Origin of the sequence: Nocardia higoensis (assembly GCF_015477835.1) — a bacterium.
Classification (GTDB): Bacteria; Actinomycetota; Actinomycetes; order Mycobacteriales; family Mycobacteriaceae; genus Nocardia; species Nocardia higoensis_A.
On the sequence record NZ_JADLQN010000001.1, the window covers coordinates 353,765 to 379,315 of the forward strand.

General features: G+C 69.7%; 25 protein-coding genes. 11 read left to right on the plus strand and 14 right to left on the minus strand.

Translation table 11 applies throughout. The features are described from left to right. Positions 1-50: 50 nt before the first annotated feature. Entirely contained in the window at positions 51-455 is a 405-nt protein-coding gene (locus IU449_RS01500; RefSeq protein ID WP_195000173.1) for a hypothetical protein, read from the minus strand. Between the two features lie 589 nt (positions 456-1,044). Between IU449_RS01500 and IU449_RS01505 the strand changes: the two genes are divergently transcribed. After that, positions 1,045-2,331, plus strand: coding sequence for a lipase family protein (locus tag IU449_RS01505; RefSeq protein ID WP_195000174.1), 1,287 nt, complete (start codon positions 1,045-1,047; stop codon positions 2,329-2,331). Positions 2,332-2,474: 143 nt separating this feature from the next. On the opposite strand, the gene IU449_RS01510 is transcribed toward IU449_RS01505, so the two are convergent. Next, entirely contained in the window at positions 2,475-2,834 is a 360-nt protein-coding gene (locus tag IU449_RS01510) for a DUF1330 domain-containing protein (protein WP_195000175.1), read from the minus strand. A 324-nt stretch (positions 2,835-3,158) separates the two neighbouring features. Here IU449_RS01510 and IU449_RS01515 point away from each other — a divergent pair, with 324 nt between their 5' ends. Next, the gene (locus IU449_RS01515) at positions 3,159-4,766 is read left to right on the plus strand and encodes a serine hydrolase (protein ID WP_416382092.1); all 1,608 of its coding nucleotides are present in this window, start codon (positions 3,159-3,161) and stop codon (positions 4,764-4,766) included. Between the two features lie 184 nt (positions 4,767-4,950). Here IU449_RS01515 and atzF read toward each other — a convergent pair whose 3' ends face one another. Together atzF and IU449_RS01525 are read right to left on the minus strand one after the other, a co-directional pair. Further along, the gene (atzF, locus tag IU449_RS01520) at positions 4,951-6,609 is read right to left on the minus strand and encodes an allophanate hydrolase (protein ID WP_228803625.1); all 1,659 of its coding nucleotides are present in this window, start codon (positions 6,607-6,609) and stop codon (positions 4,951-4,953) included. Positions 6,610-6,768: 159 nt separating this feature from the next. Continuing rightward, positions 6,769-8,847 (minus strand): 5-oxoprolinase/urea amidolyase family protein, encoded by a 2,079-nt coding sequence (locus tag IU449_RS01525; RefSeq protein WP_195000178.1) that lies wholly within the window; start codon positions 8,845-8,847, stop codon positions 6,769-6,771. Here IU449_RS01525 and IU449_RS01530 point away from each other — a divergent pair. After that, positions 8,846-9,214 carry a hypothetical protein gene (locus tag IU449_RS01530; RefSeq protein ID WP_195000179.1) on the plus strand — a complete coding sequence of 123 codons (369 nt, stop codon included), beginning with the start codon at positions 8,846-8,848 and terminating at the stop codon, positions 9,212-9,214. The two genes, IU449_RS01525 and IU449_RS01530, sit on opposite strands and share 2 nt — an antisense overlap. On the opposite strand, the gene IU449_RS01535 is transcribed toward IU449_RS01530, so the two are convergent. The 3 genes from IU449_RS01535 to IU449_RS01545 are packed head-to-tail and all read right to left on the minus strand — an operon-like array spanning position 9,211 to position 12,199. Further along, positions 9,211-9,828, minus strand: coding sequence for an urea amidolyase associated protein UAAP2 (locus IU449_RS01535; RefSeq protein WP_195000180.1), 618 nt, complete (start codon positions 9,826-9,828; stop codon positions 9,211-9,213). The two genes, IU449_RS01530 and IU449_RS01535, sit on opposite strands and share 4 nt — an antisense overlap. Then, the gene (locus IU449_RS01540) at positions 9,825-10,640 is read right to left on the minus strand and encodes a DUF1989 domain-containing protein (protein ID WP_195000181.1); all 816 of its coding nucleotides are present in this window, start codon (positions 10,638-10,640) and stop codon (positions 9,825-9,827) included. Before IU449_RS01540 ends, IU449_RS01535 begins: the two co-directional genes overlap by 4 nt. A gap of 38 nt (positions 10,641-10,678) precedes the next feature. Continuing rightward, positions 10,679-12,199: an amino acid permease gene (locus tag IU449_RS01545; protein ID WP_195000182.1), complete on the minus strand. Its 1,521-nt coding sequence runs from the start codon at positions 12,197-12,199 to the stop codon at positions 10,679-10,681. Between the two features lie 227 nt (positions 12,200-12,426). On the opposite strand from IU449_RS01545, the gene IU449_RS01550 reads away from it, so the two are divergent. Further along, positions 12,427-13,095, plus strand: coding sequence for a helix-turn-helix domain-containing protein (locus IU449_RS01550; protein WP_324188038.1), 669 nt, complete (start codon positions 12,427-12,429; stop codon positions 13,093-13,095). A 193-nt stretch (positions 13,096-13,288) separates the two neighbouring features. Here the strand turns inward: IU449_RS01550 and IU449_RS01555 are convergent, their stop codons facing one another. Beyond that, on the minus strand, positions 13,289-14,491 hold the full coding sequence (locus tag IU449_RS01555; protein ID WP_195000184.1) for an acyl-CoA dehydrogenase family protein: 1,203 nt from the start codon (positions 14,489-14,491) through the stop codon (positions 13,289-13,291). Positions 14,492-14,652: 161 nt separating this feature from the next. On the opposite strand from IU449_RS01555, the gene IU449_RS01560 reads away from it, so the two are divergent. Then, positions 14,653-15,576: a helix-turn-helix domain-containing protein gene (locus IU449_RS01560; protein ID WP_195000185.1), complete on the plus strand. Its 924-nt coding sequence runs from the start codon at positions 14,653-14,655 to the stop codon at positions 15,574-15,576. Between the two features lie 251 nt (positions 15,577-15,827). Here IU449_RS01560 and IU449_RS01565 read toward each other — a convergent pair whose 3' ends face one another. Next, complete coding sequence (locus IU449_RS01565) at positions 15,828-16,583, minus strand: MerR family transcriptional regulator (RefSeq protein ID WP_195000186.1); 756 nt, start codon at positions 16,581-16,583, stop codon at positions 15,828-15,830. A gap of 62 nt (positions 16,584-16,645) precedes the next feature. Here IU449_RS01565 and IU449_RS01570 point away from each other — a divergent pair, with 62 nt between their 5' ends. Further along, positions 16,646-17,113, plus strand: coding sequence for a DUF6194 family protein (locus IU449_RS01570; RefSeq protein WP_195000187.1), 468 nt, complete (start codon positions 16,646-16,648; stop codon positions 17,111-17,113). A gap of 100 nt (positions 17,114-17,213) precedes the next feature. On the opposite strand, the gene IU449_RS01575 is transcribed toward IU449_RS01570, so the two are convergent. Continuing rightward, positions 17,214-17,441 carry a hypothetical protein gene (locus IU449_RS01575; protein WP_195000188.1) on the minus strand — a complete coding sequence of 76 codons (228 nt, stop codon included), beginning with the start codon at positions 17,439-17,441 and terminating at the stop codon, positions 17,214-17,216. Positions 17,442-17,768: 327 nt separating this feature from the next. Here IU449_RS01575 and IU449_RS01580 point away from each other — a divergent pair, with 327 nt between their 5' ends. Further along, complete coding sequence (locus IU449_RS01580; protein WP_195000189.1) at positions 17,769-18,359, plus strand: carboxymuconolactone decarboxylase family protein; 591 nt, start codon at positions 17,769-17,771, stop codon at positions 18,357-18,359. Between the two features lie 18 nt (positions 18,360-18,377). On the opposite strand, the gene IU449_RS01585 is transcribed toward IU449_RS01580, so the two are convergent. Continuing rightward, on the minus strand, positions 18,378-19,319 hold the full coding sequence (locus tag IU449_RS01585; protein ID WP_195000190.1) for an AraC family transcriptional regulator: 942 nt from the start codon (positions 19,317-19,319) through the stop codon (positions 18,378-18,380). 62 nt (positions 19,320-19,381) lie between these two features. Then, a complete protein-coding gene (locus IU449_RS01590; RefSeq protein ID WP_195000191.1) occupies positions 19,382-20,002 on the minus strand; it encodes an NAD(P)-dependent oxidoreductase in 621 nt (206 codons plus the stop codon). A gap of 248 nt (positions 20,003-20,250) precedes the next feature. On the opposite strand from IU449_RS01590, the gene IU449_RS01595 reads away from it, so the two are divergent. Next, a complete protein-coding gene (locus IU449_RS01595; protein ID WP_195000192.1) occupies positions 20,251-21,486 on the plus strand; it encodes a PucR family transcriptional regulator in 1,236 nt (411 codons plus the stop codon). 93 nt (positions 21,487-21,579) lie between these two features. Here the strand turns inward: IU449_RS01595 and IU449_RS01600 are convergent, their stop codons facing one another. Then, complete coding sequence (locus IU449_RS01600) at positions 21,580-21,780, minus strand: hypothetical protein (RefSeq protein ID WP_195002575.1); 201 nt, start codon at positions 21,778-21,780, stop codon at positions 21,580-21,582. Between the two features lie 152 nt (positions 21,781-21,932). On the opposite strand from IU449_RS01600, the gene IU449_RS01605 reads away from it, so the two are divergent. Further along, positions 21,933-22,280 (plus strand): histone-like nucleoid-structuring protein Lsr2, encoded by a 348-nt coding sequence (locus IU449_RS01605; protein WP_195000193.1) that lies wholly within the window; start codon positions 21,933-21,935, stop codon positions 22,278-22,280. 25 nt (positions 22,281-22,305) lie between these two features. Here the strand turns inward: IU449_RS01605 and IU449_RS01610 are convergent, their stop codons facing one another. Beyond that, the gene (locus tag IU449_RS01610) at positions 22,306-23,187 is read right to left on the minus strand and encodes an alpha/beta hydrolase fold domain-containing protein (protein ID WP_324188039.1); all 882 of its coding nucleotides are present in this window, start codon (positions 23,185-23,187) and stop codon (positions 22,306-22,308) included. Positions 23,188-23,619: 432 nt separating this feature from the next. Here IU449_RS01610 and IU449_RS01615 point away from each other — a divergent pair, with 432 nt between their 5' ends. Continuing rightward, positions 23,620-25,209, plus strand: a complete 1,590-nt coding sequence (locus IU449_RS01615; RefSeq protein WP_324188040.1) for an NAD(P)/FAD-dependent oxidoreductase — start codon at positions 23,620-23,622, stop codon at positions 25,207-25,209. A 105-nt stretch (positions 25,210-25,314) separates the two neighbouring features. After that, positions 25,315-25,479 carry a hypothetical protein gene (locus IU449_RS01620; RefSeq protein ID WP_195000194.1) on the plus strand — a complete coding sequence of 55 codons (165 nt, stop codon included), beginning with the start codon at positions 25,315-25,317 and terminating at the stop codon, positions 25,477-25,479. The last annotated feature ends 72 nt before the right edge of the window (positions 25,480-25,551 follow it).

Consider the following 25,551-nt stretch of genomic DNA (forward strand, 5'->3'; position numbering starts at 1 on the left):
GCTTCCTGCCCGGCCTCCCCGCGGCACTGCGGCGGTCGGGCAGCAGAGCCTCAATTCACGATGATGAAGTTGAACAGCACCCTGATATTGCTGTTCCAGCCGACGTGGTAGCGCACCGTCATGGTGCCGTCGGCGTGCGGGACCACATTCATGACCTGCGTGGTCGCCAGGCCCAGGACCGGGGTGTTGTTGTTGTCGACCTCGGTCAGGCTGACCGACACCTGGCTGTCCGCCCGGACCGTGACGCCCGGGAATCCGAACGTCCAGGCACCTGTCCCGTGGGTGATCAGTAGCTTCTGAGCCCAGAAGACAGACGTGACGTTCGTTTCGGTGATCGACCTGATTCCAGCGTCTTCGGCGCCATAGCCGGAGACGGCTTTCGCCGGCTGGAAATCCTCTTCCCCGGTGTCCGCGCCCGCTGTCGTGACCGCGTCTTCGGTATGTGTCTCCAACATTTCGCTGCCCTTTCTCGGCGGAAACAAGGTATGTGGATATCGTCACCCGCCGCGACTCCCGGCCGATTGCGTAATGCGCTACCTGAGTTCGCCGGTGTGTGGCGCGGGGTCGTTTCCCGGAATTCGGGTAGTGGACCACGCAGTCGACCTCCGCGCGGGTCCGGGACGCCGACCCCGCAGTGCCGTTCGCTGCGCCGTCAGATTTCGGCGGGGCGGCCGACTGCGATGAGCACGCCTGTCCGGTGGAGGTTTCTCTCTTCGGTGTCGGTCTTGACGGGCAGGTCGATGTGGTCGCCGAGGTCCGTGGTGACGGCATGGGCGGGTGAGGCGTCGAGGACGCTGCCGCTCGGGACGCCGGTGCGCCGGAAGAGGCCCGCTGCTTCGGGGTGGCCAGAGACAGCGTCGCCGCTGTCGGATGGGACCGCACATCGAAAGCGGCAACCTCCGGCCCGACGTACGCCGCATGGCTTAGGCTGTGGCCTCGGCACCGCGACGTGCGTGTGTGCCTGCTCTGTGCTCGATCGGAATTACTCGCAGTATTCGATCTAGATCTCTTCCCTGGATGAACCACATCGCATGAAGGATCGATATGAAGAGCGAAAAACGCGCTTGGGTCGCTGCTTTGACGGGAAGCCTCATAGTCGTCGGCACCGGGATGGTCGCCGGGCCACCCGCGTGGACGGAGCCGGTGTCGTCGCAGTCGCAAGGGGCTGAGGGCAACATTCTCCGTGCCGACGCGGCGCACCTGGCGTTGACGATCCCCGGGGCGCCCGGGCCGATACCGGCGAGATCGACACGCCTCGTCTACACCAGCAGCAATACCCATGACGCGCCGACCACGGTGGTGGGTACATACCTGGAGCCGACCTTGCCGTGGCCCGGCCCTGGGCCACGGCCGCTGGTGGCGTATGCGGGCGGTGTGCAGGGGCAGAGCCTCGAGTGCGCGCCCTCGGCGATGCTGTCGCAGGTGGTCCGGTACCAGCCGCCGGCCGACGCGGTCTTCGAGTACGACATCATCGCGATCTATCAACTGCTGTCCCGTGGCATGGCGGTGGTGATGAGCGACTATCACGACTTCGGCGTACCGGGCATCCACAGCTTCATGAACCGCAAAACGCAGGGATACGCGGTGCTGGACTCCGCGCGTGCCGCATTGCGGCTGCCCGGGTCCGGCCTCGATCCCGCCGCGCCGGTCATCCTCTACGGCTACTCCCAGGGCGGGATGGCTTCGGCGGCCGCGGCCGAGCTGCAACCGAGGTACGCCCCTGAGCTGAACGTGCGCGGCGCCTACGTGGGCGGGCCCCCGGTGGGCCTGCAGGAGTATGTCGCGCGCAACGAGGGCCGACCCGGTGTCGCCCCGGCCATCGCCTGGATCCTCAACGGCATCGCCGAGGACTATCCCGAGACGCGCCCGGTGTTCGAGGCCGAACTCAACGACACCGGCAAGGCGATCATGCGCGACTCGGTCGGCAAATGCGGCGGTGGCCTCTCCAACACCTTCGTGCAACCGCCGAACACCTCCCAATGGACTGTCAGCGGAGAGCCCCTCTCGGTCGTGATCGATCGTTCCCCGGAGTTGAAGAGGGCATTCGACGAGCAACGGCTCGGCGGGTCCGCCCCCTCGGTGCCGGTACGTATCTATGCGGCCAGGAACGACGAGGGAGCCACTTACCCGGCCGTGCGCGATATGGCCGCACGCTGGTGTGGTGGCGGTGCGGTCGTTCAGCTGGATGTGGATCCGTCGCTGCCGCCCCTGTCCGGATTCCTGGGGACCCACAATCTGGCCTTCTTCCCGTCACTGGGGACCTCGCAGCAGTGGGTGACCGATCGCCTCGCCGACGTGCCCGCTCCGGTGAACTGTGGGGCTCTGCCGTAGCTGTGGCCTCGATTGGGTGAGACCCGACGTCGATGACGTCGGGGCGGAGGCAGCCGTCTGGCCGGTCGCCGCGGTGATCATCACGGCTGCCTCCGCGGGCGATGGATCGGACGACCGACCAGCCCTCGGGCAGTAGGAATGGATTATTGCGCGTGAGGAGCTTCGGCAAGGCTCTCGCGCATCGCCTGGACGGCCGCGGCCGGGTCGTAGTCGTCGGGAACACCGTCGACCATGATGATGTCGCCGGCGATGTGGCGTGAGCGCAATGGTGCGATGGCTCGGTACGCGGGTGAGTCCCACCACGCCCTCGCCTCGGTGATCCCGGGAAATCCGATCATGACCACGTTGCCGGGCCAGCGGCCCTCCTTCACTTCGTGCTGTGTCATGTGCACGAGGTACCGGCCGCCGTAGGGGGCGAATGTGCCGGGGAGGCGTTCGATGTATTCGGCGATCTCCGGATGCGGGTCGGCGTCGAGCAGGTGAGCGATCACGTAGGCGGGCATCGAGTCCTCCGAGCGGTGGTCCGTTCTTTCCGAGAGCCTGACATGGGCGACGGAACGCGGTCAATCGGGCTCGATCGCAATGGATATCGCAATGGATTCGGAGATGAGGGGCGGCTACCTCGGGTTCGTGTGAACGGATCGACCGTCGTGAGGCCGGATCGTGAAAACTGGCGCTGACCAGCGGAACGCCGAGGAATCGGCAATCGGATCCGGCAGATTCGCGTGCGGGCGAAGGCCCTGCGGCGCGGCATCTGCTCCCGCGGCGGGCGAACGCTACGCTCGGATCCGACTATGTCGTGCGTCACAACGCAGGAGGTGTGGCTCGTGCGGAGAAGCAGATGCGGGGTGGTTGCCGGACTGGTGGCGGTGGGGTTGGTGGCGAGTGCGTGCACCGTGGGAGACGACAGCGACGAGGGCACTGTGGAGAGTTCCGCGCCCGTTTCGGCGCGGCCGCACGACGTGTCGCCGAACGCGGTCGCGGGAGTGGTGATTCCGGAGGGGCAGATCGATCGCGCGGTCGGCGACCTGGATCGCCTGGCCGGTGAGCTGATGGAGGATTCCGGGATCCCGGGCATGGCCGTGGCGGTGGTGCATAAGGGAAAAGTGCGGTACAGCAAGGGTTTCGGCGTTCGGGATGTCACCACCGGCGATCCGGTCGGCGAGGCGACGGTCTTCCAGCTGGCCTCGCTGTCCAAACCCCTCGGCGCCACGGTGGTGGCGCGACAGGTCGGTGCCGGCCGGGTGGACTGGGATACCCCGGTGTGGGAACTCTCTCCCGGATTCGCCCTCGAGGATCCCTATGTCTCCGAGCACGTGACGGTCGGCGATCTCTACGCGCACCGCTCCGGACTGCCCGACCACGCCGGTGACCTGCTCGAGGACCTGGGCTACGACCAGGAGCAAGTGCTCGAGCGGTTGCGGCAACTGCCGCTGGCGCCGTTCCGCGACTCGTATGCCTACACCAACTTCGGCCTCACCGCCGCCGCAGTCGCCGTCGCCGACAAGGTGGACACCGACTGGGCGACCCTGTCCGAACGCGAGATCTATCAGCCGCTCGGCATGAACGACACCAGTTCGCGCTACGCCGATTTCGTGGCTCGGCCGGATCGGGCGGTCGGGCACGTCCTGGTCGACGGCCGGTACCAGCCCGCCGACCCGTCGCGCGACCCCGACGCGCAGTCACCGGCCGGGGGCGCGAGTTCCTCGGTGCGCGACATGGCCCGGTGGCTGACCATGTTGCTCGGCGACGGCACCTACGAGGGCGTCGAAATCGTGCCGTCCGCAGCGCTGCTGCCTGCCATCAGCCCGCAGGCGGTCTCCGCTCCGCCTGCCGACCCGGACAGCCGCGCGGGGTTCTACGGCTTCGGCTTCAATGTGAACTCCTCGTCCGCGGGCAGGGTGGTCCTCGGCCATTCCGGCGCGTTCAACCTCGGCGCGGGCACCGCGTTCACCGCGATCCCCAGCGCCGACGTCGCGATCGTCACGCTCACCAATGCCGCAGGCATCGGCATCCCGGAGACATTGAACGCCGAGTTCGCCGACCTGGTGCAGTTCGGCGAGATCCGCGAGGACTGGCGTGAGCTCTACCGCACGGCCTTCGAACAGATCGACGCCCCCACCGGCGAGTTGGTCGGCAAGGAGCCACCCGCGAGCCCCGTCCCCGCCCGCCCGCTCGACGCGTACGCCGGGTCCTATGACAACACCTTCTATGGTGCGGCGACTGTGGCGGTGCGAGACGACGAACTCGTCCTCGTTCTCGGCCCGGACGAGACGACCCTGCCGTTGCGCCACTGGGACGGCGACACTTTCGTGTTCACTCCCACCGGGGAAGGGGCGGATCCCGGCACCGTCTCGAAGGCTACCTTCGATGGCGACCGGCTGATGCTCGAGTACTACAACCGCGAGGGGGAGGGCACCTTCGTCCGATCCTGATCGGAGTCGCGGGCGCCACGTGCCCGTCGTGGTGCGATTCCTCGACCGGGATCACGCCACGCCGTCGGGCTCGGCGTTCGCCGCCGAGGCCCCGGGGCTCCAAGGCGTTGCGTGCGCATCGGGCGCCTCACCGGTCCGCTCCACCGGATACCGGCCGAGCGTGGCGGGCGGCATCCGGATGCTGTCACAGTGCGTCGGCGGCGAGGGCTGCCTTCCAGCCGCCGAAAGCGCTGATGTCGGTGGCAGCCTCGGCGTCGGTGCCTTCGCAGGCGAAGCCAGTAGTCCACGTGCCGTCCTCGAGCTCGACCGAACCCAGGTGCATCGGCGCGGGAAGTGCGGCGAGGAAGCGGCCGAGGGCGGCGGGGGAGAGCAGCCAGCGTTCGCCGGCGATCGCGACACCGATCTCGGCCTCGCCCACTCGTGTCACGGCGGGTTTCGGCGGCGTGGTCTTCATGGCGCCCAGGCGATAGCAGGGTGCGGTGCGGATCGGGCCGGACCAGCGGGCTCCGAGTTCGGTGAGCTGGTGGGCCAAGGGTTGCTCGCGGAGGTGGGCACCGAAAACGACCAGATCCAGTGCCGGTGCGACTCGTGTCGGCCAGACCCGCTCGATCGGTGCCGGTGCCGGTGCCGGTGCGGGTGCGGGTGCGGGTGCGGGTGACGATCCGTTGGGGACGAGAGCGGCGATGTCGAGTGCGACGGCGTCTTCGAAGGGGCGGGCGAAGATGGTGACGCCGAATTGCGCTTCGCCCGCTGTCCCCGCGGGTACCGCGACCGCGCACAGATCGAACAAGTTGCAGAAGTTGGTGTAGGTGCCCACGCGGGAATTGACGCCGATCGGGTCGGCGGCGACCTGAGCGATCGTCGGCTGGAACGGGGCGGTGGGGGCGAGCAGAGCGTCCGCGCCGTCGAGGCTCGCCATCGCCTGCGCGCGCAACCGCTCGAGTTCCGCCAGATCCGAGACGAAGCGGTGGGCGGGCAGGTCGCGGGCCGCGCGGATGATCGAGGCCACGGCCGGATCCGCCGACCGCGGAGCACCGTCGAGGAATTCGCCCACCGCCGCGTATCTTTCGGCTACCAACGCGCCCTCGTAGAGCAGCTTCGCCGCGGCGAGGAAGGGCGCGGGATCGACTGTCACGATGTCGACGCCACGCTCGCGCAGACCGGTGACCGTGTGCTCGAATGCCGCGCGCCATGCGGGATCCATCCGGGGCACGGTGTCGAACACCGCGACCGTCGGGCGGGGCGGCGCGGCGAGGCGGACGTCGGCGGGCCACGGTCTGCCGGGCGCGCCCGCCGCCATGACGCCCATCGCCAGATCGGCGGTGGCGAGGTCGGCGGCGAAGATCGTGACGCAGTCGAAGGAGCGGCACGCGGGCACGACGCCCTGCGTGCTCACGACGCCGACCGTGGGTTTGATGCCGACCAGACCTTGGAACGCCGCGGGCACTCGGCCCGAACCCGCGGTGTCGGTGCCGATCGCGATATCGGCCTCGCCCAGCGCCACCGCAACGGCCGAGCCGGAACTCGAACCGCCCGAGACATATTCGGGCCTGCGGGCGTCGGGCACCGCACCATAGGGGGAACGGGTGCCGACCAGGCCGGTCGCGAACTGGTCGAGGTTCGTCTTTCCGGTCACCACCGCCCCCGCCGCCCGCAGCGCCGCCACGGCGGGGGCATCGGTCTCGGGCACGTAGGCGTAGTCCGGGCAGCCCGCCGTGGTGGGGAGGCCCGCGACGTCCACATTGTCTTTGACCGCCAGTCGCAGCCCGGCCAGCGGACCTCTCGCCGCCGTGCGGTCGGCGGCCACCTCCTCGTCGGGGCGCCGGTGGATCCACACACTCATCACTTCTCTCCCATCGGTTCGCCGGAGGTGCGTCACCACCGGCATCGGAGGCCGCTCGCCGGTTCGCGGATGACGGCCGCCGCGACTGTCGCTCCCCGGCGGTGCTCTACGGCCGCGTCGCCGGGACCCGGTGCGGCAGGTCGGCGGGGAGCGAGCGGTCTAGACTTGTCCCGCCAACTCGCCGGACGTGCGCCAGGACTGGCGTTCGGCGGCGAACGCGGCCGCCTGCGCGGTGCGGAACTCGGCGATCGAGTCCGCGTTCGCGGCGAGAAAGGCCCGGTAGTCGGCGAGCCGGAATTCACCGTCCTCGGCGCGCAGGTCGCCGCGACCGGCGGCGGTGTCGGCGCGTAGATCGAGCAATTCCTCCGGCGAGACGGGGTGCCAGCGGATCCGGTCGAACCAGCGCAGCAACCAGGGACTCTCGTCGCCGGGGGCGCGATGATTCCAGACCTGGGTGGTGCGGCCGACGAACTGATATCCGCCGGGCCCTTCCATGCCGTACACGCACAGGTACGCGCCGCCGATGCCGACCGCGTTCTCCGGGGTCCAGGTGCGGGCCGGGTTGTACTTGGTGGTGACCAGGCGGTGCCGGGGATCGGTCGGGGTAGCGACCGGTGCGCCCAGGTAGACGTCCCCGAGTCCGAGCACCAGGTATTCGGCGGCGAAGACGGTGTCGAACACCTCGTCCACCGAGGCCAATCCGTTCATTCGGCGAATGAATTCGATGTTCCACGGGCACCACGGCGCGTCCGGCCGCACGCCGTGCATGTACCGGATGATGGCTTCCCTGGTGGCCGGGTCGTCCCAGGACAGCGGCAGGTGCACGGTCCGGCTGGGCACCACCAGCTCCTCGGCGGGCGGCAGGGCGTCCTCGGCTTCGGCGAGCATGCCGAGCACTGTCGAGGTGGCCAGCCGGTCCGTATCGACGCGCACCTGCAACGACCGCACGCCGGGGGTGAGTTCGGTGATGCCGGGTTCCGCGCGCTCGAGCAGGTGCTGGTGCAGGGCGTGCACGCGGGCGCGCAGACCGAGATCCAGGGTCATGTCGCCGTATTCGACGAGGACGCCGTCGTCGCCCGCCCGGCGGTAGGTGATGCGGGTGTGTTCGTCGGCGTCGCCGCGGGCGAGCACACCGTCGTCGCCGTCGCCGCCGGGGGAGAGCACGATCGGCCAGTTCGCGCGACGGGCGGCGCCGAGATCGCGGGGAGACGCGGCGTGCTCGGCCCGGACCGGCACGAAACGCACCAGGTCGCCCGGGGTGAGTTGGCCGAGCTTCCAGCGTTCGGCGGCCACCACGGTCACCGGGCAGACGAAACCGCCGAGACTCGGGCCGTCGGGGCCGAGCAGGATCGGGGTGTCACCGGTGAAGTCCAACGCACCCACCGAATACGCGGTGTCGTGAATGTTCGACGGGTGCAGGCCCGCTTCGCCGCCGTCTTCGCGGGCCCAGCACGGCTTGGGGCCCACCAGGCGCACGCCGGTGCGGTCGGAATTGAAGTGCACCTCGTAGTCGGTACCGAGGATGGTCTCGATGTCTGCGCGGGTGAAGAACTCCGGCGCGCCGTGCGGGCCCTCGGTGACGGCCAGTTCCCAGCGCCGCGAGAACGCGGGCCGGTGGTCGGCGGGTACGGCGGTGGCGGCTCTGCCGTGATCCGCGGGGAGCGGCAATACGTCGTCGGCGCGCAGCGCCGCGCCGGTGCCACCGCCGAACCCACCGAGGGTGAATGTCGAGGCACTGCCGAGATATTCGTCGACCTCGAGGCCGCCGGCGATCAGGATGTAGCAGCGCATGCCCGGCCCGCGGACCGCGCCGACATCGAGCACACCGCCCGCGGGCACCGGCACCGGGCGCCACTGCGGCACCGGCACACCGTCCAGCCGCACGTCGGTGGGCGCCCCTGTCACACACACCCGCGTCGGGACCGTGAACCGGAGCGCGGGACCGGCCAACGTGCACTCGAGACCAGGCGCGCCCTCCGCGTTGCCGAGCGCGCGATTGCCCAGCCGGAAAGACAGATCGTCCATCGGCCCCGACGGCGGCACGCCGACATGCCAGTACCCGGTCCGGCCCGGCCAGTCCTGGACGGTGGTGAGCATGCCCGCCCGCAGTACCTCGCAGCTGCTCGGAGCACCGACGGCCTGCCTCGCCACGGGGGACCGGTCCGCCGGGTCGCAGGCGGGGAGTGAGGTCGCGCCTGGAGCTCGAGTGGGCGGGCCGGTGCGCGCCGCCGTGTCCATGGCAGATCCACTCGAAGCCGAAGCCGAAGCCGAAGCCGAAGCCGAAGCCGAAGCCGAAGCCGAAGCCGAAGCCGAAGCCAGGGCCGGGGCAGTAGCGACCGACCCGATGGTCGCCGACGAGCGGTCGGCGGTCGGCGGTGTGTCGGTGGATGGTTCGGCCTGCGCCGCAGGCACCGCGTGCGCATCGGCGCCGAGCGATCCGGTGGCGGCGGACGGCGCGACATCGGTGACCACCACGCCACGAGACGTGGCAGTCCGGACGCGGGCAGGCGTGGCTGGGGCGAGGGGCGTGGGCACGGCGAGTGCGGTCGGTGTGATGCCCGGGTTCATCGGGACCTCCGTTCGGGTACGGCTGGGAGCGGTCTAGCGCGTGACGACCATGCGCACCGGTGTCGGATCGAAGCCGTTGCACGGGTTGTTGATCTGCGGGCAGTTGGAGACCAGGACCAGGGTGTCGATCTCGGCGCGCAGCGTGACCTTCTTGCCCGGCGCGGACAATCCGTCGACGATGCCGAGGGTGCCGTCGGCCTCCACCGGCACGTTCATGAACCAGTTGATGTTGGACACCAGATCCCGCTTGCCCAGACCCCATTCCAGCGCGGCGGTCAGGAAGTTCTCCACGCAGGCGTGCTGGTGGCGCGTGTGATGGCCGTAGCGCAGCGTGTTCGACTCCTGCGAGCAGGCGCCCGCGATGGTGTCGTGGTTGCCGACCTCGTCGTCGACGACGGTCATCAGCGCGGTGCCGTTGTCGGTGAGCAGCACGCTGCCGGTGGTGAGGAAGATGTTGCGCTGGGCGGCGATGGTGGCTTGGGCGCTGTAGCGGTCGGTGTGGTCGGCGGCGGAGTAGAGCAGGCAGTCCACCGCCTGATTCCCGTGCAGGTCGATGATCTGGAGCTGATCACCGGCCCGGACGACGGCCGACCACGGCGCGCAGGCGGGCACGATCTCGTCGAGGACCACGGTGCGGGTCACGATGCTCATCCGTGGATCTCCTTCGTACGGGAGGCGACGGTGCGGGCCGCGCCGGAGGTGGTCGGCGCGGCCGGGCGACTCGCGCGCCACGCCTCTTCGGTGTTGTGCACGGCGCGGCGGTATTCCGGGTCGAGGTCGTGCGCTGCGACGCCGGGGGTGGCGTCGGGCTCGCCGGAAGGGCGCCAGGCGACCAGGTCCAGATCGGTGACCGCGGTGCCGTCGAGCGGGTGCTCGGCATCGACGACCAGCAGGACGACCGGCAGGTGCACGAGCAGGTCGATCGTCGCGCCCGCCCCCGCGCCTCCGGTGGCGACGAGCCCGCCGTCGGCCGCCACCCGCACCCCGCGGAAGAACGACAGACTCGGCGCGAGGTCGCGGGGTTCGAGCCCGTGCTTGGCGGCCGCCAGCCGCATCGCCTGCCTGGCGCGGGGACTCGGCCCGCACAACGCGTCGTGGTGGGCGGAGTCGTCGGCGATCACGGTGGCCAGCACCCGGCCTTGGTCCGACAACAGCGGATGGCCCGTGCCCAGGTAGGCCTGCCACGGCACCTTCACGGTGTCGGCGACATTGAGGCGTTCCCACGGGGCGTCGGCGCGCAGCAACAGCACGTGGGCGCAGGCCGCACCATCGGGATCGCCGAACCGCACCCGGGTGCCGCGTCCGAGCACGACATTCGCGTAACCGCCCGCCGGGATACGGCGCGCGAAGGTGATCTCCGCCGGATCGACGCCGACCGGGAGCGCCGGCCCGGTGATGGTCCCGGCGGCCTCCAGTGAGCGCGCGTGCGCACGCGCGGCCGAGGTGGATGCGGTACTGGTCATCGGTCTTCCTCTCCGAGAGCGATTGCGGGAAGCGGGAATCAGGCCGCCGCGAGGCCGGGAACGGCTTCGGGAGCGGAGGCGGGCGCGGTGAGTCGCTGGACGACGACGCCCACGCCGACGGTCGCGACCAGGAACAGCGGTGCGGCCCACAGCATCCACCAGCCGCCGCCGTCCGGGATGTAGACCTCCGCTCGTGGCCAGGCCAGGTTCACCACCATCGCCACGCCCCAGGCCACGGCGAGCAGGTTGACCGGAATGCCTACCCGGCCCAGCCGGAACAGCCCGGCGGGTACCTCTTCACCGGCGGGCCAGCCGCGGAAGCGGCGCACCAGTAGTGGCACGGTCACCAGCAGGTAGGCGACGTAGAGGGTGACGATGCAGACGCTGGCCAGCGTCGAGAAGATCGCCGCGTTGCCGAGATTGATCACCAGCAGCGCGATGCCGAGGACGCCGATCACCACGGCGGGCACCACGGGGGTGCCGAATCGGGCATGCACCGTCGAGAGGTGCTCGGCGAAGGGCAGTTTGCCGTCACGGGCCATCGAGAACATCAGTCGGGAGCCCGCGGTCTGGATGGCCAGGGTGCACACGGTCACCGCGACGGCGACGCAGCCGAGCAGCAGTGTGCCCGCCGGGCTGTTCAGCTTGGCCGAGATGACGTAGGCGAGCCCCTCGGAGGCGAGCCTGCCGTCGGTCAGGCTCGGCGCGGCCATCAGCGCGCCCAGCATCATCAGTCCGCCGCCGAGCGCGGAGACGGTCAGGGCGGTGAGGATGGTGCGTGGCGCGACGCGACGCGGATTCTTCGTCTCCTCGGAGAGTTCGCCCGCGGAGTCGAAGCCGACCATCACGTAGGCCGCCATCAGACCCGAGACGAGGAAGGCCGCCCAGAACGGGCCGGGGGCGGCGGTGGAAGTGTCCAGTACGACACTCGGACCCCGGTCGATGTCGGCGAAGAGCACGCCGATGATGGCGAGCACGCCGACGATCTCGATGGTGACGCCGATGGAGTTCAGCCGCGACATCCAGTCGATACCGACGACATTGACCGCGGTGGTGAGGGTCAGCAGGACGCTGCCGAGCAGCACCGCGTTCATCGCGCCGGACGGCGAAGTGAGAGCGGTGTCCTCGCCGATGATCTGGAATCCGCTCCAGATGGCGGGCAGCACGACCTGCAGCGCGATCGCCGCGGCCGCCGCGGTGACGACCTGGGCGATGATCATCATCCAGCCGGCGAACCAGCCGATCGTCTCCCCGGCCAGCCGCCGCGACCACTGGTAGATACATCCCGAGATGGGGTAGCGCGCGGCGAGTTCGGCGAAGTTGAGCGCGACGAGGAACTGCCCGGCGAACACGATCGGCCAGGTCCAGAAGAAGGCCGCGCCGCCGAATCCGTAACCGAAGCCGAAGAATTGGAAGATCGTGGTGAGAATCGAGACGAACGAGAAGCCGGCCGCGAACGAGGCGTAGCGGCCGAGTTTGCGATGCAGGACCGGCTGATAGCCGAACCGTTCGAGGTCGGTGCTGTCGGTCGATTCCGACGGGGTGAGCGTGGTGGCCATGGCTGGCTTCCTTCGGCGTCGCGGCCAATATCTGTCACTCGATAGTTTTCGGCTTCCGATGACATCTGCGGTGACGGTGCTGATTCGGCTTCGTTACCGCGGGTAACTTCTGGATTTCCGGTGTTTCTGTCAGATGACAGGTATCTCGCCGCTCGATGCGCCGACCGCTGAGGGGTCGTGAAGCGGCCGCTGCCGAGGATCGATCGGTGATGGGCGAGAATAGGGGGGTGACATCCCTCGGGCCAGGACGTCCGCGTCTCGCGCCGCGGCGACGCGACGGCCGGACCCCGCGCGCGGAGATCCTCGACGCCGCCGCCGAGCTGTTCACCACCCAGGGTTACGCCAGCACCTCGACACGCGGCATCGCCGACGCGGTCGGCATCAGGCAGGCCTCGCTCTACCACCACTTCGCCGCCAAGGACGACATCCTCGAGGCCCTGCTCGCCGGCACCGTCAGTGGTCCGCTGGCGCTGGCCGAATCGTTGCGCGCGGAATCCGTGCCCGCCGTGGTGCGGCTCTACGCGCTCGTTCGTTACGACGTGGCGCAATTGTGTTCGGCGCGCTGGAATCTCGGCGCGCTGTATCTGCTGCCGGAGTTGCGCTCCCCGCGCTTCGCCTCGTTCCGCGCGCAACGCGACGAACTGCGTGGGCATTACGAGCGATTCGCCGCCGAGGTGATCGCGGAGGAGGGGCTCGCGAGCGCACCCGGTGTCGAGGTCTTGCCGTTCCGGTTGGTGGAGAGCGTCATCAACATCCGCTCCGACGAGTCGCGCGCGCCGGAGTACGCCGAACGGCTCATCCCGGAAGCGGTCCTGCAGATGCTCGGCAGGACCGACATCGGCGAGGATGTGCGGGAAGCCGCCGCGGAGTTGTTGTCGCGCCGGCTGGATGGCTGAACGACGGACATGAGTGGCCAGTGGGCCGGACGGTCTCGTCGCGGCGGGACGTGCAAGGCGCCACACGATGCATCCCGCCCGGGCGACACGGAGTGTCGCCGGTGGCAGGAGCGAGAATCCCTCGCGCCGACCGTTCGGCGCGAGGGATTCTCAGTGTAGAAGTACGGAGGGACGAGACCCGGCGCGGGCGGGATCAGCCGCGGGCGGCGCGGCGGGCGGCGCCGACGGCCCGCTTGGCGATGGCCCAGCGGTGCACCTCGGAGGGTCCGTCGTAGATGCGGAACGGGCGGACCTCGCGGGAGAGTCGGGCCAGCGGCAGGTCGTCGGAGACGCCCAGGCCGCCGCACAGCTGGATGCTGTTGTCGACGATGCGGCCGATGGCCTCGGCGGCGAAGGTCTTGGCGATGGAGGTCGCGTTGCCGGCGTGCTCGCCCTGATCGAGTTCCCAGCAGGCCCGGACCAGCAGCGCGCGGGTGGCGGCGATGTCGATCTCGTTGTCGGCGATCATCTTCTGCGCCATGCCGAGGTCGCCGATGCGCGAGCCGAAGCCCTCGCGTTCGGCCACTCGCGCCACCGCGATGTCGTGGCCGCGCCGCGCGGCGCCCAACCAGCGCATCACGTGCGTCATGCGGGCCGGGCCCAGACGCACCTGCGCGTACTCGTAGCCGCGATCGACCGCGCCGAGCACCGCCTCGTCGGGGACGAACAAGTCCTCGAAGTACACCTCGCAGTGCCCGCCGATCATGGCGCGGTCCAGGGTGGTGATGTGGCGGCCGACCCGCAGGCCGGGGGCGTCGGCCGGAGCCAGGAACATGGTGGCGCCACCGCGGTCGCCTGGCTCGCCGGAGGTGCGCGCCATGATGATGAAGAAGCCCGCGCCGTCCGCGCCGGTGATGAAGTGCTTGACGCCGTTGATGCGCCAGCCGCCCTCGACCTTGGACGCGCGGGTGGTGAGCGCGGCCGGATCCGAGCCCGCGCCGGGGGCGGGCTCGGTCATGGCGAAGCCGGAACGCAGTTCGCCGCGGGCGAGCGGCTCGAGGTACTGGATCCGCTGATCCGGGTCGGCGATGTGGGCGAGCATGTGCACATTGCCCTCGTCGGGCGCGGCGATGTTCAACGCGGTCGGGCCGAACAGTGAGTAGCCGGCCTCCTCGAACACCGGTGCGCGGTCGGACATGTTCAGCCCGAGACCGCCGAACTCGACCGGCGCGTGCGGGGCGAACACCCCGGCGTCGCGCGCCGCCTTCTGCATGCTCACCCGGACCTCGTCACCACCGGCCGCGGTGATGTCGCCGCCGTGCGCATCCTCGATCGGCAGCACCGTTTCCCGCACGAATGTGCGCGTGCGCTCGATCAGGTCGAGCACGTCGGCGGAATAGGTCAGATCGATCGGCATCGCAACTCCTCCTCGGCGTAGGGAGGACCGTCGAACTTGACCGAACGATCGCTCCGAGTGAACACTCTCACCCTATCGGTAGCCGTGTCAAATAGCGATCTCTACCTGTATCTATGCTTCGAGGTAGTCGAATTCGTCCTTGTTCGGATAATCTGAACGTCATGTCCGATACGTCATCGAGTGAGCCGTCGCCGAACACCGGGCCGCCCACCGCGGTGGTACCCCGGGTGGCCGCGCCGAACGAGGCGATCCGGGCCGCGCGCGTCGCGGCGGGTCTCTCGCTGCGAGAACTGGCGCGACGCATCGAGGTGAGCCCCGCGACGCTCAGCGCGATCGAGAACGGACGCACCGGATTGTCGGTCGAACGGCTCAACAGCGTGGCCGCCGCGCTCGGCGTGAGCGCCCCGCGGCTTCTCGACGGCAGCGGGGCCGATTCGCGGCCGCGCAGCGTCTCCTCCGAGTGGGCCGGACGCGCCGGAGCCGTTTCCGCGCATCCGGACTGGCGCGCGTTCGGACCGCTGGCCGCCGATCCGGTGCTCACCGCCGCCATCGCCTCCTTCGTCGACATCGGCTATCACGGCACCACCGTGCGGGCGCTGGCCGACCGCGCGGGCACCAGCGTGCCCGGCCTCTATCACCGCTACCGCGACAAACAGGATCTGCTGGTACGCATCCTCGATCTGACGATGGACGAACTGCACTGGCGGGTTCGCGCCGCCCGCGCCGAGGGCGAGGATGCCGTGACGAGGGTCCGTCTCGTCGTCGAGGCGCTGGCGCTGTTCCACACCCACCGCAGGGAACTCGGCTTCATCGGCGCCAGCGAAATGCGCAGCCTGCTGCCCGCCGACCGCACCCGCATCGCCCGCTCCCGCCGCGAGCTCCAGCACATCCTGGACGAGGAAATCGAGTCGGGCTGTGCCACGGGGGATTTCGCCGTCGATGATCCGCATGCCGCGGGCCGGGCGATCGCTACCATGTGCACCGGGATCGCCCAGTGGTTCGCCGAGCGCGGGCCGTACACCCCGGAACAGATCGCCACGCAGTACGGCCGATTCGCCCTCGACCTGCTCTCCTGCGCCCGGTAGCCCGCCGTCATCGGTGTCCGGTCGCAGACAGCGCGGCCGGAACTGCTGCCCGGCACGAGTGGCACCGACATGTGCAGGCAACGCACACCCCCAGCGGCATGCCGGAGCTCGCGGCAGCGGCTGTGCGAACCGATGCTGCGCGGCTTCCGGTCGGCAGTGCTCGCCGATCCGTCCCGGCCACGTCGTGGCCCGCCTTGCCCAGCGCGTCGAGCTCACCGGATGGCGGATCGGCCGGTGCAGGCCCGGACGGATTACCGGGATCCAGCCGATGATGAGGTCGGTCGAGAGACCGCGTCTCTCGTCGCGAGCACGGCATCCAGGTGAGCACCGGCCTCGAGCAGGGCCCGCGAGCGGCGACGGATGCTGTCCCCGCGGGCCTCGAGCCCGGCGAGGACATCGCTCCAACGGCCGGCTCCGCGCAGGTCGGGCAGCAGAGCGCGCAGGGCGTCGATACGGTAGCCGGCCTGGCGTAACTGGTGCACGATGCGGGCGTCGCGCACATCGGCGGGGGAGTAGCGGCGGGCGCTGCCGGGGGTTGCTCGACCGGGTGTCACCAGACCGGCGGCGTCCCAGTGCCGCAGTGTCGACGTGCGGACGCCGAGCGCCTCTGCGAGTTCGGAGACCGTCATGGCGTCGGTGGGGCGCACTGCGTCGATGGGTTCGGCGGCGATGGCCGCGGCGGCGGTGCGGGCGGTGGCGAGGTCGCGGCGCTCGGTGTCGAGCCGGGTATGGGCCTCGTCCACCAGGGCGAGCAGGTCGGCGAGCGAACCGGCGTGGGCGGCGCGCAGGATTCGTGCCGCCGCGGCCGGGCCTGCGCCTACGGCGACGGCGCGGTAGGCAAGTGCGCAGTCGAGGTGCTGTCGCCGGTAGACGCGATGACCGGACGGGGCGCGGTGCGCGGCGGGCAGGACGCCGGAGCGCTCCAGCTTGCGCACCTGTTCGACCGAATACCCGCTGTGGCGCGCGACATCGATGGTGCGGAGAATGTCGCTGTGCCGGGTTGGCATCGTCTTACCTCCGGAAAACACGAAAAAGTCGGCACAAGCACTTCAATGTAACGCTCGAAGGTATGACCATCGACGAGATCACCGAGTTCACCGAATCCCTCGGCGGGGTGCTGACCCTGCGTCCCGGCCCCGGCGACGGCTCCCCGGAACTCGCCTGGGGCGATGTGTTCTTCTACTACGCGCCCGACGGGCAGGTGCCCACCGCGACGCAACCGTTCGCGACCGTCGTGACGAAGGACTACCCCGGCGACGAACTGTCCCGCCTGGACCGGCCGGACGTGTTCCGCCTCAATATCGATGCCGGGCGCCAGGGCTTCGAGGCTCACCTGGGCCGTTCTCCGAGGGAAGTCGCATCGGGAGCCGAGGATCCGAGCGCCCAGGACACCCTGCTCGCCCACCCTGTCTACGGCGCCGCAGGCTGGGTGGCGGTGGTGAATCCGGGCGACCGCACCGGGGAAGTCTGCCGCGAACTCCTGCGTACGGCGCATGAACGGGCACGCGCACGATCCGAGCGCCGCCGCACACGATGACCGCGTGACCCGGTAGAGGACGGGCAGGGGAGCGCCGCCTCACACCCCGACCTCTCGTCGTCGGACGACCGGCACCGCGGGGCACCCGCGACGCGGACGATCAGTACAGCTCCGCCGTCGCCCCGGCCGCGATGCGCTCGACCACGCGCAGCCGGTCGGCCACCGCGATGAGCAGCCCCTGGGATTCGTCGGACAGGTCGGCGGTCGCACGCAGCAGGACGCGCAGGCGGGGGTCGTGGAGGAGAGGGACGCGCTGGGCGTCGTGGTCGCCACGGTGAGCGGAGAGTTCACTCAGACCGTTCGCTCGATCGTCGAACTGCACCGACATCGTCGCTTGTCCTTCCGTGCCGGCCGTGCGCCGGGCTCTGCGGTCTCGATCCGCCCTGGTCTCTGGTCGCTGGATGTTAGCCGAAAGCCGTCCGGCATGTTCGGGTTTCTCGCCGCTGTCATGGGGGCTGGACATATTGGCGCACGGTGCACCGGGCGCGGTCGAGCCGGTGCGTAGCCGGACGAGGCCAGGGGCTCGACATGCCGAGATTGCTGCTCGATGTCCGAAACGTGCGCCATCGGACCCGTCGAACCCGCGCGGCTGCTGGTACCTGAACCGGGCGACCGGCGTAGGGTGAGGAAATCCGAGACAACGGGGAGGTCGTCGATGCGGACGGTCGAGCGGTTCGGTGTATCCCTGCGCACCCTGCGACGTGCGCGGCGGCATCGGGGAGATCTGGTGGGCTGGCTGGCGCGCAGACCGCAACTGGCGGCGGGCGTGCTGACGTTCGAGATGGCCCTGTTGATGAGCAACCGGGTCGATCCACATCTGAAGGAACTCGCCGAGTTGAAGACCGCCGCGCTGGTCAACTGCGAGTTCTGTCTCGACATCGGTTCGGCGCTCGCCCACTCGAGCGGTGTCACCGAACAACAGATCGCCGACCTGCCGCGCTATCGGACCAGCCCGGCCTACGACGAGCTCGAGAAACTGGTGATCGCCTACGCCGAGGCCATGACCCTCACCCCGGCGATCGGCCTGGCGGATGTGCGCGAACAACTGCTCGTCCGCCTCGGCAAGGCGCAGGTCGCCGAGCTCGCCGTGGCGATCGCGTGGGAGAACCAACGGGCCAGGCTCAACCAGGCGCTCGGCGTCCGGCCGACCGGAATGGCTGAGGGCATGACATGCGCACTGCCCGAAGCCCGCGGCGATTCGGCGCCACCGCCGCAGGATCTCCCGGTCGCACTTCGGCCCGATTGATGTCCGCGCCCGCGTCTTTCACGCGGAAACGCCGCGCAGCCGATGCTGCTGCGGGCTCAGTCCGCGAGCACGCTTGAACGCGGTGCTGAACGCGAAGGGCGTGCTGTAGCCGACACGGCGCGCGACGCTGCTCACCGTCGCCTCGGGATCGGTGAGCAGGTCGGCGGCCAGCGTGAGCCGCCAGTGCGTGAGATAGGCCATCGGCGGTTCGCCGAGCAGCTCGCTGAACCTGCGGGCCAGATTCGCCCGGGAGACACCGGCTTCGGCGGCCAGGCTCGCCACCGTCCACGGCCGTTCGGGCGCGCCGTGGATACGGGCGAGCGCGATGCCGACCACCGGATCCTGTTGTGCGAGATACCAGGCCGGCGCGTGCTCGCGCTGCGCGGTGAACCAGGTGCGCAGCGCCGAGATGAGCAGCACGTCGAGCAGTCGGTCGAGCAGCGCGCGCTGGCCGGGCGCGGTCACCAGCATCTCCTCGGCGAGCACGCCGACCAGCGGGGAGCGCCACTGGTCGCCGCGCAGCACCACCAGGGTGGGCAGGGCCGAGAGCAGTGGTCTGCTCGCTTCCCCCGCGTTCTCGTAGGTGCCGGTGAGCAGCACGGTGCGGCCGCCCTCCGCACCCCAGGTGCGCACACCGAGGGACCATTCGTCGACGAGACTGCGCCCGTCGTCGGCGCTGGTGCACAACCCGCCGGGCAGGACCACGACCGACGGCGGGGTGCGCGGGTCGTCGGCCACGGTGTAGAAGCCGGGGCCACGCACGATCGCGACGTCCCCAGTCGCCAGCCGCACCGATTCGCCGTCGTCGACCGTCAGGCAGGCATCGCCGCGCATGGGCGCGACCACGGTCAGCGGCGCGCCGTCCTCGATCCGCAATGCCCACGGCGGCTCCAGCAGCGAACGCAGCAGGAACGCCCCGCGGGCCCGTGGCCCGTCGAGCAGCGCCTCCAGAACATCCATTCCGGCGAGCGTACCCAGGTCCGCCTCGGCTCCCGACCGCATCGCGCACTCCGGCGCGGGACTCAGTTGGACACCGAGACCGCTCGCCCGATCCGATCGCGATCGGTGAGCGCGCGCAGGATCGCGTCCGCGACATCGGCACGTGACACCTTCAAGGTGAGACCTGTTGCTTCGGAGCCGAATCCATAGCGATAGCCGCCGGTGCGTGGGCCGTCGGTGTAGGCGCTGGGCCGGATCAGGGTCCAGTCCAGGCCCGAGGTCCGGACGAGCTCCTCTTGCCGCTGGTGATCGGCGTAGGCCTTGCGTAGCAGCAGCCCGAACATCACGTACTTCCAGACGAAGTCCAGGTTCGCCCTGGTCTCGCCCGCGCCGAGCGTGGACAGGCACACCAGTCTGCGCACGCCGCCCACGCGCATGGCCTCGATCGCGGTACGGGTGCCCGCTTCGCGGATTCCGGCCTCGCGACCCGCGCCGAGGGCGACGACGACCGCATCCGTTCCGGTCACAGCCCGGGCGACATCGGCGGGTACGGTGGCGTCGCCCGGGACAACGGTGATGTCGGAGCGGCCGGCCAGTTTGTCGGGATCGCGCACCAGCGCGGTGATCTCGTGACCGCCCGCGAGGGCTTGGTCCACGACATGGCTGCCGACGCTGCCGGTGGCTCCCAGAACGGCGATTCGCATGATTTCTCCTCGGCGAGTAGGTTTTTCGTCACCTCCCAGTCAAGCTCCGGGTGTCGTCGGGAACCATCGTCCGGACGCGCGGACGCATACGCGATCGTCCAACTGCCGCCGTGCTGTGATCGATCACTGTCGAAGATCCGCAGGATTGGCCCTTTTCACACAACACGGCGTTCTGCCCCGTGGCGCCGGTGCTGTCATTAGTGTGAATCCGCAACACAGCAATCTCCGGGGTGCGCGAGGAGTTGTCGATGACCGTCGATGATCGGATGGAGCCGAACCTGGCGCCGTCGAGCCTGACCCTTTCCGGCAAGCCGATGTCTTTTCCGCTCCAGGACGTCGGTGGCTTGTCCCGGCAGATGGTCGGACATTTCGTCCGCACCGTCGCGCCGTGCGGCACGCTGCCGGGCGAGGCCATCAGCGGTGATGTCACCATGGTCACCCGCGTCTGCCTGGAAGTGGCCGTCCACATGCTCGACGGGCGTGACGTCGGCACCCATCTGCGCAGGCTCGAGGAGGCGGCGGCGGGGTGGGCGCGTGAGGGGGTGCCCATCGACACCATTCACCACTCTGTCCACGAGGGCTTCAAGATCGGCATGGACCTGGTGATGTCCAACGCCACCGCCAACGACTACGAGAGCCTGGTCGACGGGGCCCGGCGAATCGTGGAGATCCTCGACCAGATGACGACCGCGATCTCCGCCGCCTACGTCAGGGAACTGCGCGCGGTGGTCAGCGAACACCACACGGCGGTGCACACACTCACCTCGGCGCTGCTCGGCGGTCACAGCAACTCGACCATGGCGCGCGAGTGCGGCATCGCCGTCGCCGAGTCCTATACGGTCCTCGCGGTCGCGATCGCGCCCCATCACGACGAGAGCGATCCCACGCTCGACGGTCAAGTGGTCGCCCGGCGCAAGCTGCGCCGGACCCAGGCCGAGCTGGCCAACCGCTGCGGCCACACCGCGTTGTCGCTGCTCAGCGTCGACGGCGGCACCATACTGATCCCTGCCGACACGATGGGCGAGGAGGGTCTCGACGAGCTTGTGGGCGCGCTCGCCGAAGCCGCGCACGCCGGCATCACCGCCACCATGGTGCGCGCGGCGACCCCACGGATTCCCGATGCCGCCGACCAGGCGCACGAACTGCTCGACATGGTGCAGCGCCTGCAGGCGGTCCCCGGCCTCTATCGTTTCGACGAACTCGCGCTCGAATACCAGCTGACCCGCCCCGGGCCCGGCCGCGAATATCTCGGCGCGCTGCTCGAGCCGCTCGACGGCCACCCGGAACTGCTCGAAACCTTGCGCACCCATATCGCCAACAACCTGAACCGCCAGCGCACGTCTCGGTTGCTGCACGTGCACACCAACACCGTCGACTATCGGCTCAAGCGCATCGCACAGCTCACCGGTTTCGACCCCACCCAGCCTTCCGGGCTGTGGTATCTGCGTTCGGCGCTGGTCGCCCGGACCTATCGCGCGGCCTGACTCGTCCCCTCGGCTGTCGGGCCTCCCGCCGCCCGGTCCTCACCGGGCGAAATCTCTCCCGGAGTGAAATACTGCTGCCGGGGCGCATTTCGATCAGGACTCCGGCGGTGGGATGAGTTCCACCTGTTCGCCCGAGTCGTCACCCGATTTCTCGGATCGGCCGTGGATCGCGGTGGAACCGCCGGAGTGAGCCACCACCCACTGTCCGCAGACACAGCGCAGGTAACGGACCGAACCGTGCGTCGACACGAGCATCGGCGCGGGCCAGCCGCAGGTCGGGCATGGGGTGGACATGGGCTGAGCGTGGGGAATCTGGAGGGCTGATGCAATCACCGGTGCGGCGTGGCGCGCACAATGCGGCAGATCGTGACCGGGGCGAGGTGAGCGCCGATGTGGGTACCCCGCACAATAGGATCGCATTTTCCCCGGAGCGAGGAGGGCATGGAGTGGCACGCAAGGTGGTCGTGACGATCGTCGATGACTACGACGGCGAATCGCAGGCCGCGGAGACGGTTTCGTTCGCGCTCGACGGAGTGGGTTACGAGATCGATCTCTCCGAGAGCAACGCGCAGGCGCTGCGGCAGATATTCGAGCAGTGGACCCCGTTCGCGCGCAAGGTCGGCAAGTCGTCCGGCCGCAGCCGCAGCGTCAAGCAGCGCGAGCGCGGTGATCAACAGCAGGCGTCGGCGATCCGTGAATGGGCCCGCCGCAATGGATACGAGGTGTCGAGCCGGGGCCGGGTGTCCGCTGACGTGGTGGCCGCGTACAAGGCCGCGCACAACGGTCAGGACTGACGCGCCGGGTGTGCGCGGCCATGTGCTAGCCGAGCGTGCACACCTCCCCGGCGATCTTCGCCGCTGCGGTTCTACCCTCCCGGACCGGTAGCAGCGGCGTGACGTGCAGACCGCCTCGGGCCACCGTCAGTTCGGCGGCCACGCCCGCCGCGACGGCCCGCTCCCGCAGCAATACGCAGTCGGGATAGGCGAGGTCGCGTGTGCCCGCGTGGATGCCGATCGCGGGTAGCCCGGCGAGCTCGCCGTTGAGCGGGCTCAATCGCGGGTCGGTGGGGTCCTCGCCCGCCGCCCACGCCCGTCCGGCCTCCAGTAGCCCCTCGCGCACCAGCCAGGGGTCGTCCACGTCGGCGACATCGGGATTGGTGATGGTCAGATCGAGCCAGGGCGAGATGAGCATCAGACGGTCCGGCTGCCTGATCCCCTCGCCGAGATCGCGCAGCGTCTGCGCGAGTCCGAGCGCGAGCCCCCCGCCGGAGGAATCACCCATCAGCGTCAACGGCCCGGACAGCTCGGCCGCCTCCCGGTACACCTGTGTGACGAAGGGGTAGGCGTCCCGGTAGGTGTACCGCGGCGCGAGCCCGTAGATGGGCGCGATCACCCGTGCACCCCGGTCGGCGAGCCGGGAGATGAAATCCCAGTGGTGGCTGGTGATCTCGGCGATGTACGCGCCACCGTGCAGGTAGACCACCGTGCAGTGCGGCGCACGCCCGCGTGGTGTCACGGTATGGACGCCGAAGCCGTCGTGTTCGCCTTCGGTGACGAGGTGACGGCGGCGGATCCGGGCGGTCGGGGCCGGCGAGCCCTTGGCACCGTTCATGCGGTCGCGGGCACGCTCGGCCGTCGTCATCCGTGGTCGCGCGGTGGCGCGCAGATAGGCCCCCGCGACCCTCATCCCGATACTGCTCACCACACCTGTCCTCTCCTGCTCGGCGGGGCGTCCAGTCTGCCCGGCCGGTCCGAACACGTTGCCACTTTCGCTCGTCCGGCACCAGCCACGGCCGTCCACCGGGCCGAATGCGGTGCCGTCGTGGCCGGTCGCGGAGCCGTCGCCGGCTGTCGGGCCGAGGAATTTCCGTGCGCCTTTGCTGGTCGTCTGCTGTGAACGTGTTACGGAACGAGTTGGTCGGTATGTAATGCCGAACGGAAACAGATGGGCGCCGGGAACATGCGGCGACGTCCGGCAATTTCGGTGAAAAATGCCCGTTCTATTCGGACATGGGACCCCGATTCGTTTCTGAATGTCACTTCCACTTAGCATGTGACCCGCGTCACGAAGAGGGTTGCTGAGAGTTGTCCATGAGTGCTGGTGTGCTGGATTGCTACGAGGAAGCGAGGCTGTGTGGTGGGCGCGGTAGGCGCGGTGCGCGATGCGCACGTGGTGATCGTCGGGGCGGGGTTCGGCGGGATCGGTATGGGGGTGGCGCTGAAGAAGGCCGGGATCGAGGACTTCCTGATCCTGGACAGAGGTTCCGATCTGGGCGGGGTGTGGCGGGACAATACCTATCCCGGATGTTCGTGTGATGTGCCCGGGCACCTGTACTCGTTCTCCTTCGCGCCCTACCGCAGCACCCGCAGCCGCTACCCCGGCCGGCAGCACATCCTGGCCTATCTGCGCCGGACCGCCGCCGACCACGGGCTGATACCGAAACTGCGTCTGCGCACGGCGGTCGTGTCGGCGATCTACCGGGAAGAGCGAGCGCGCTGGGAACTGCGAACAGCGGCAGGCGAGCGGATCGAGGCCGAGATCGTCGTGTTCGCCGTCGGCCAGCTGCACCGGCCCCGGGTGCCCGAGCTGCCCGGACGGGAAGTGTTCACCGGCGCGGCTTTCCATACCGCCCGCTGGGACCACCGCGTCGACCTCGCCGATCGGGAGATCGCCGTGATAGGCACCGGATCCAGCGCCGCGCAGGTGGTCCCCGAACTGGCGGCGACCGCCCGGCGGGTCACGGTCTACCAGCGCACGCCCAATTGGATGCTGCCCAAACCGAATCCGGACTTCGGCACGCTCGCGCGGGTGCTGCTGCACCTGCCCGCGGCGCACCGCGCCTACCGCGCGGCCATCGAACGGATCGCGGATCTCGCGCTGGCCCCGATCATGCGGCGCGGCTGGTCGGCGCGGCCCGCGAACTGGGCCGCGCGCGCCTATCTGCGCCGTCGGATCGACGACCCGGTGCTGCGCGAGGAGCTCACGCCCCGGCACCCGATCGGCGCCAAGCGCATCCTCTTCGACAGCGGCTACCTCCGGGCGCTGACCAGGCCGAACGTCGAGCTGGTGACCGACCCGATCGACCGGTTGACCGCTGACGGCGTGGTGACCGTCGACGGCGCTCACCGGTGCGCCGATGTCCTCGTCTACGCGACCGGATTCCGTGCGCCGGAGTTTCTGGTGCCGATCGCCGTACACGGTCGCGGCGGGCAGTCGTTGCAGTATCGCTGGCGCGACGGCGCGGACGCCTATCTGGGTCTGGCGGTACCGGGGTTCCCGAACGCCTTCCTGATCGCGGGACCGAACAGCTTCAATCCAGCGGGCAGTAATCCGGGAATGAAAGAGCATCAGATCGCCTTCATCATGGCGTGCCTGCGGTGGCGGCGTGAAATCGGCGCACCCGCCGTGGAGGTGACCGAGATGGCGATGCGGCGGTACCGGCGATGGCTGGGCGAAGCGATCGAGCAGACCGTGTGGCCGGCCGTCGACAGTTGGTACCGGCATCCGAGCGGGCGGGTGACCAATCCCTGGCCCGCGAGCGGACGCAGCTTCGCGCGGATGCTGCGGCGGCCGCCCGCCGATTCGTTCGCGCGGGTGGATCCCTTCCCTGTCGCCGACGTCCGTGCGCGTGGCTGTGAGCCCGGCCGGGTCGCGCGGATCCTGGCGGCTCGGTATTCCTCACGGCCGCCGCGGTCTCACCGCCGAGATCACCGGTCGGCGTAGGTGCCGTCACGAGACGGTCTACCCGGGTGTGTGGGGTCGCGTCCTCCGCGGGTCGCCGGGATACCTTCGCCGCTCGGCCGATGACGGCGGGGAAGGGAAGCGGCGGTGGAGGCAGACGCGATCCGGACAACGCTCGCCATGGGCGTCGCGGCGGCCGTGCTCGCCGCCGGATTCGTCGTCTCCCAGCGGGCCGTCTCGACGGAGACGGCCCGGTCGGTGGCCGATGCGCAGCAGGCGCACGACAGGGCGCGTACGGATTCGTCCCGGTGAGCCGAGGTCGCGGCGAATTCTCGGCAACAAGAGAACCAACCGGTGTTATTGTTGTCGCGTCATGCCGCCGGT

What these genes read in the sequence shown, in the direction of transcription:
- IU449_RS01595 (WP_195000192.1), top strand. Translation starts at nt 20,251, where the DNA reads ATGACCGTCGATGATCGGATGGAGCCGAACCTGGCGCCGTCGAGCCTG.
- IU449_RS01505 (WP_195000174.1), top strand. Translation starts at nt 1,045, where the DNA reads ATGAAGAGCGAAAAACGCGCTTGGGTCGCTGCTTTGACGGGAAGCCTC.
- IU449_RS01565 (WP_195000186.1), bottom strand. Translation starts at nt 16,583, where the DNA reads ATGCCAACCCGGCACAGCGACATTCTCCGCACCATCGATGTCGCGCGC.
- IU449_RS01535 (WP_195000180.1), bottom strand. Translation starts at nt 9,828, where the DNA reads ATGAGCATCGTGACCCGCACCGTGGTCCTCGACGAGATCGTGCCCGCC.
- IU449_RS01575 (WP_195000188.1), bottom strand. Translation starts at nt 17,441, where the DNA reads ATGTCGGTGCAGTTCGACGATCGAGCGAACGGTCTGAGTGAACTCTCC.
- IU449_RS01545 (WP_195000182.1), bottom strand. Translation starts at nt 12,199, where the DNA reads ATGGCCACCACGCTCACCCCGTCGGAATCGACCGACAGCACCGACCTC.
- IU449_RS01500 (WP_195000173.1), bottom strand. Translation starts at nt 455, where the DNA reads ATGTTGGAGACACATACCGAAGACGCGGTCACGACAGCGGGCGCGGAC.
- IU449_RS01555 (WP_195000184.1), bottom strand. Translation starts at nt 14,491, where the DNA reads ATGCCGATCGATCTGACCTATTCCGCCGACGTGCTCGACCTGATCGAG.
- IU449_RS01510 (WP_195000175.1), bottom strand. Translation starts at nt 2,834, where the DNA reads ATGCCCGCCTACGTGATCGCTCACCTGCTCGACGCCGACCCGCATCCG.
- IU449_RS01525 (WP_195000178.1), bottom strand. Translation starts at nt 8,847, where the DNA reads ATGGACACGGCGGCGCGCACCGGCCCGCCCACTCGAGCTCCAGGCGCG.
- IU449_RS01570 (WP_195000187.1), top strand. Translation starts at nt 16,646, where the DNA reads ATGACCATCGACGAGATCACCGAGTTCACCGAATCCCTCGGCGGGGTG.
- IU449_RS01585 (WP_195000190.1), bottom strand. Translation starts at nt 19,319, where the DNA reads ATGGATGTTCTGGAGGCGCTGCTCGACGGGCCACGGGCCCGCGGGGCG.
- IU449_RS01600 (WP_195002575.1), bottom strand. Translation starts at nt 21,780, where the DNA reads ATGTCCACCCCATGCCCGACCTGCGGCTGGCCCGCGCCGATGCTCGTG.
- IU449_RS01580 (WP_195000189.1), top strand. Translation starts at nt 17,769, where the DNA reads ATGCGGACGGTCGAGCGGTTCGGTGTATCCCTGCGCACCCTGCGACGT.
- atzF (WP_228803625.1), bottom strand. Translation starts at nt 6,609, where the DNA reads ATGAGTGTGTGGATCCACCGGCGCCCCGACGAGGAGGTGGCCGCCGAC.
- IU449_RS01560 (WP_195000185.1), top strand. Translation starts at nt 14,653, where the DNA reads ATGTCCGATACGTCATCGAGTGAGCCGTCGCCGAACACCGGGCCGCCC.
- IU449_RS01530 (WP_195000179.1), top strand. Translation starts at nt 8,846, where the DNA reads ATGGCAGATCCACTCGAAGCCGAAGCCGAAGCCGAAGCCGAAGCCGAA.
- IU449_RS01540 (WP_195000181.1), bottom strand. Translation starts at nt 10,640, where the DNA reads ATGACCAGTACCGCATCCACCTCGGCCGCGCGTGCGCACGCGCGCTCA.
- IU449_RS01590 (WP_195000191.1), bottom strand. Translation starts at nt 20,002, where the DNA reads ATGCGAATCGCCGTTCTGGGAGCCACCGGCAGCGTCGGCAGCCATGTC.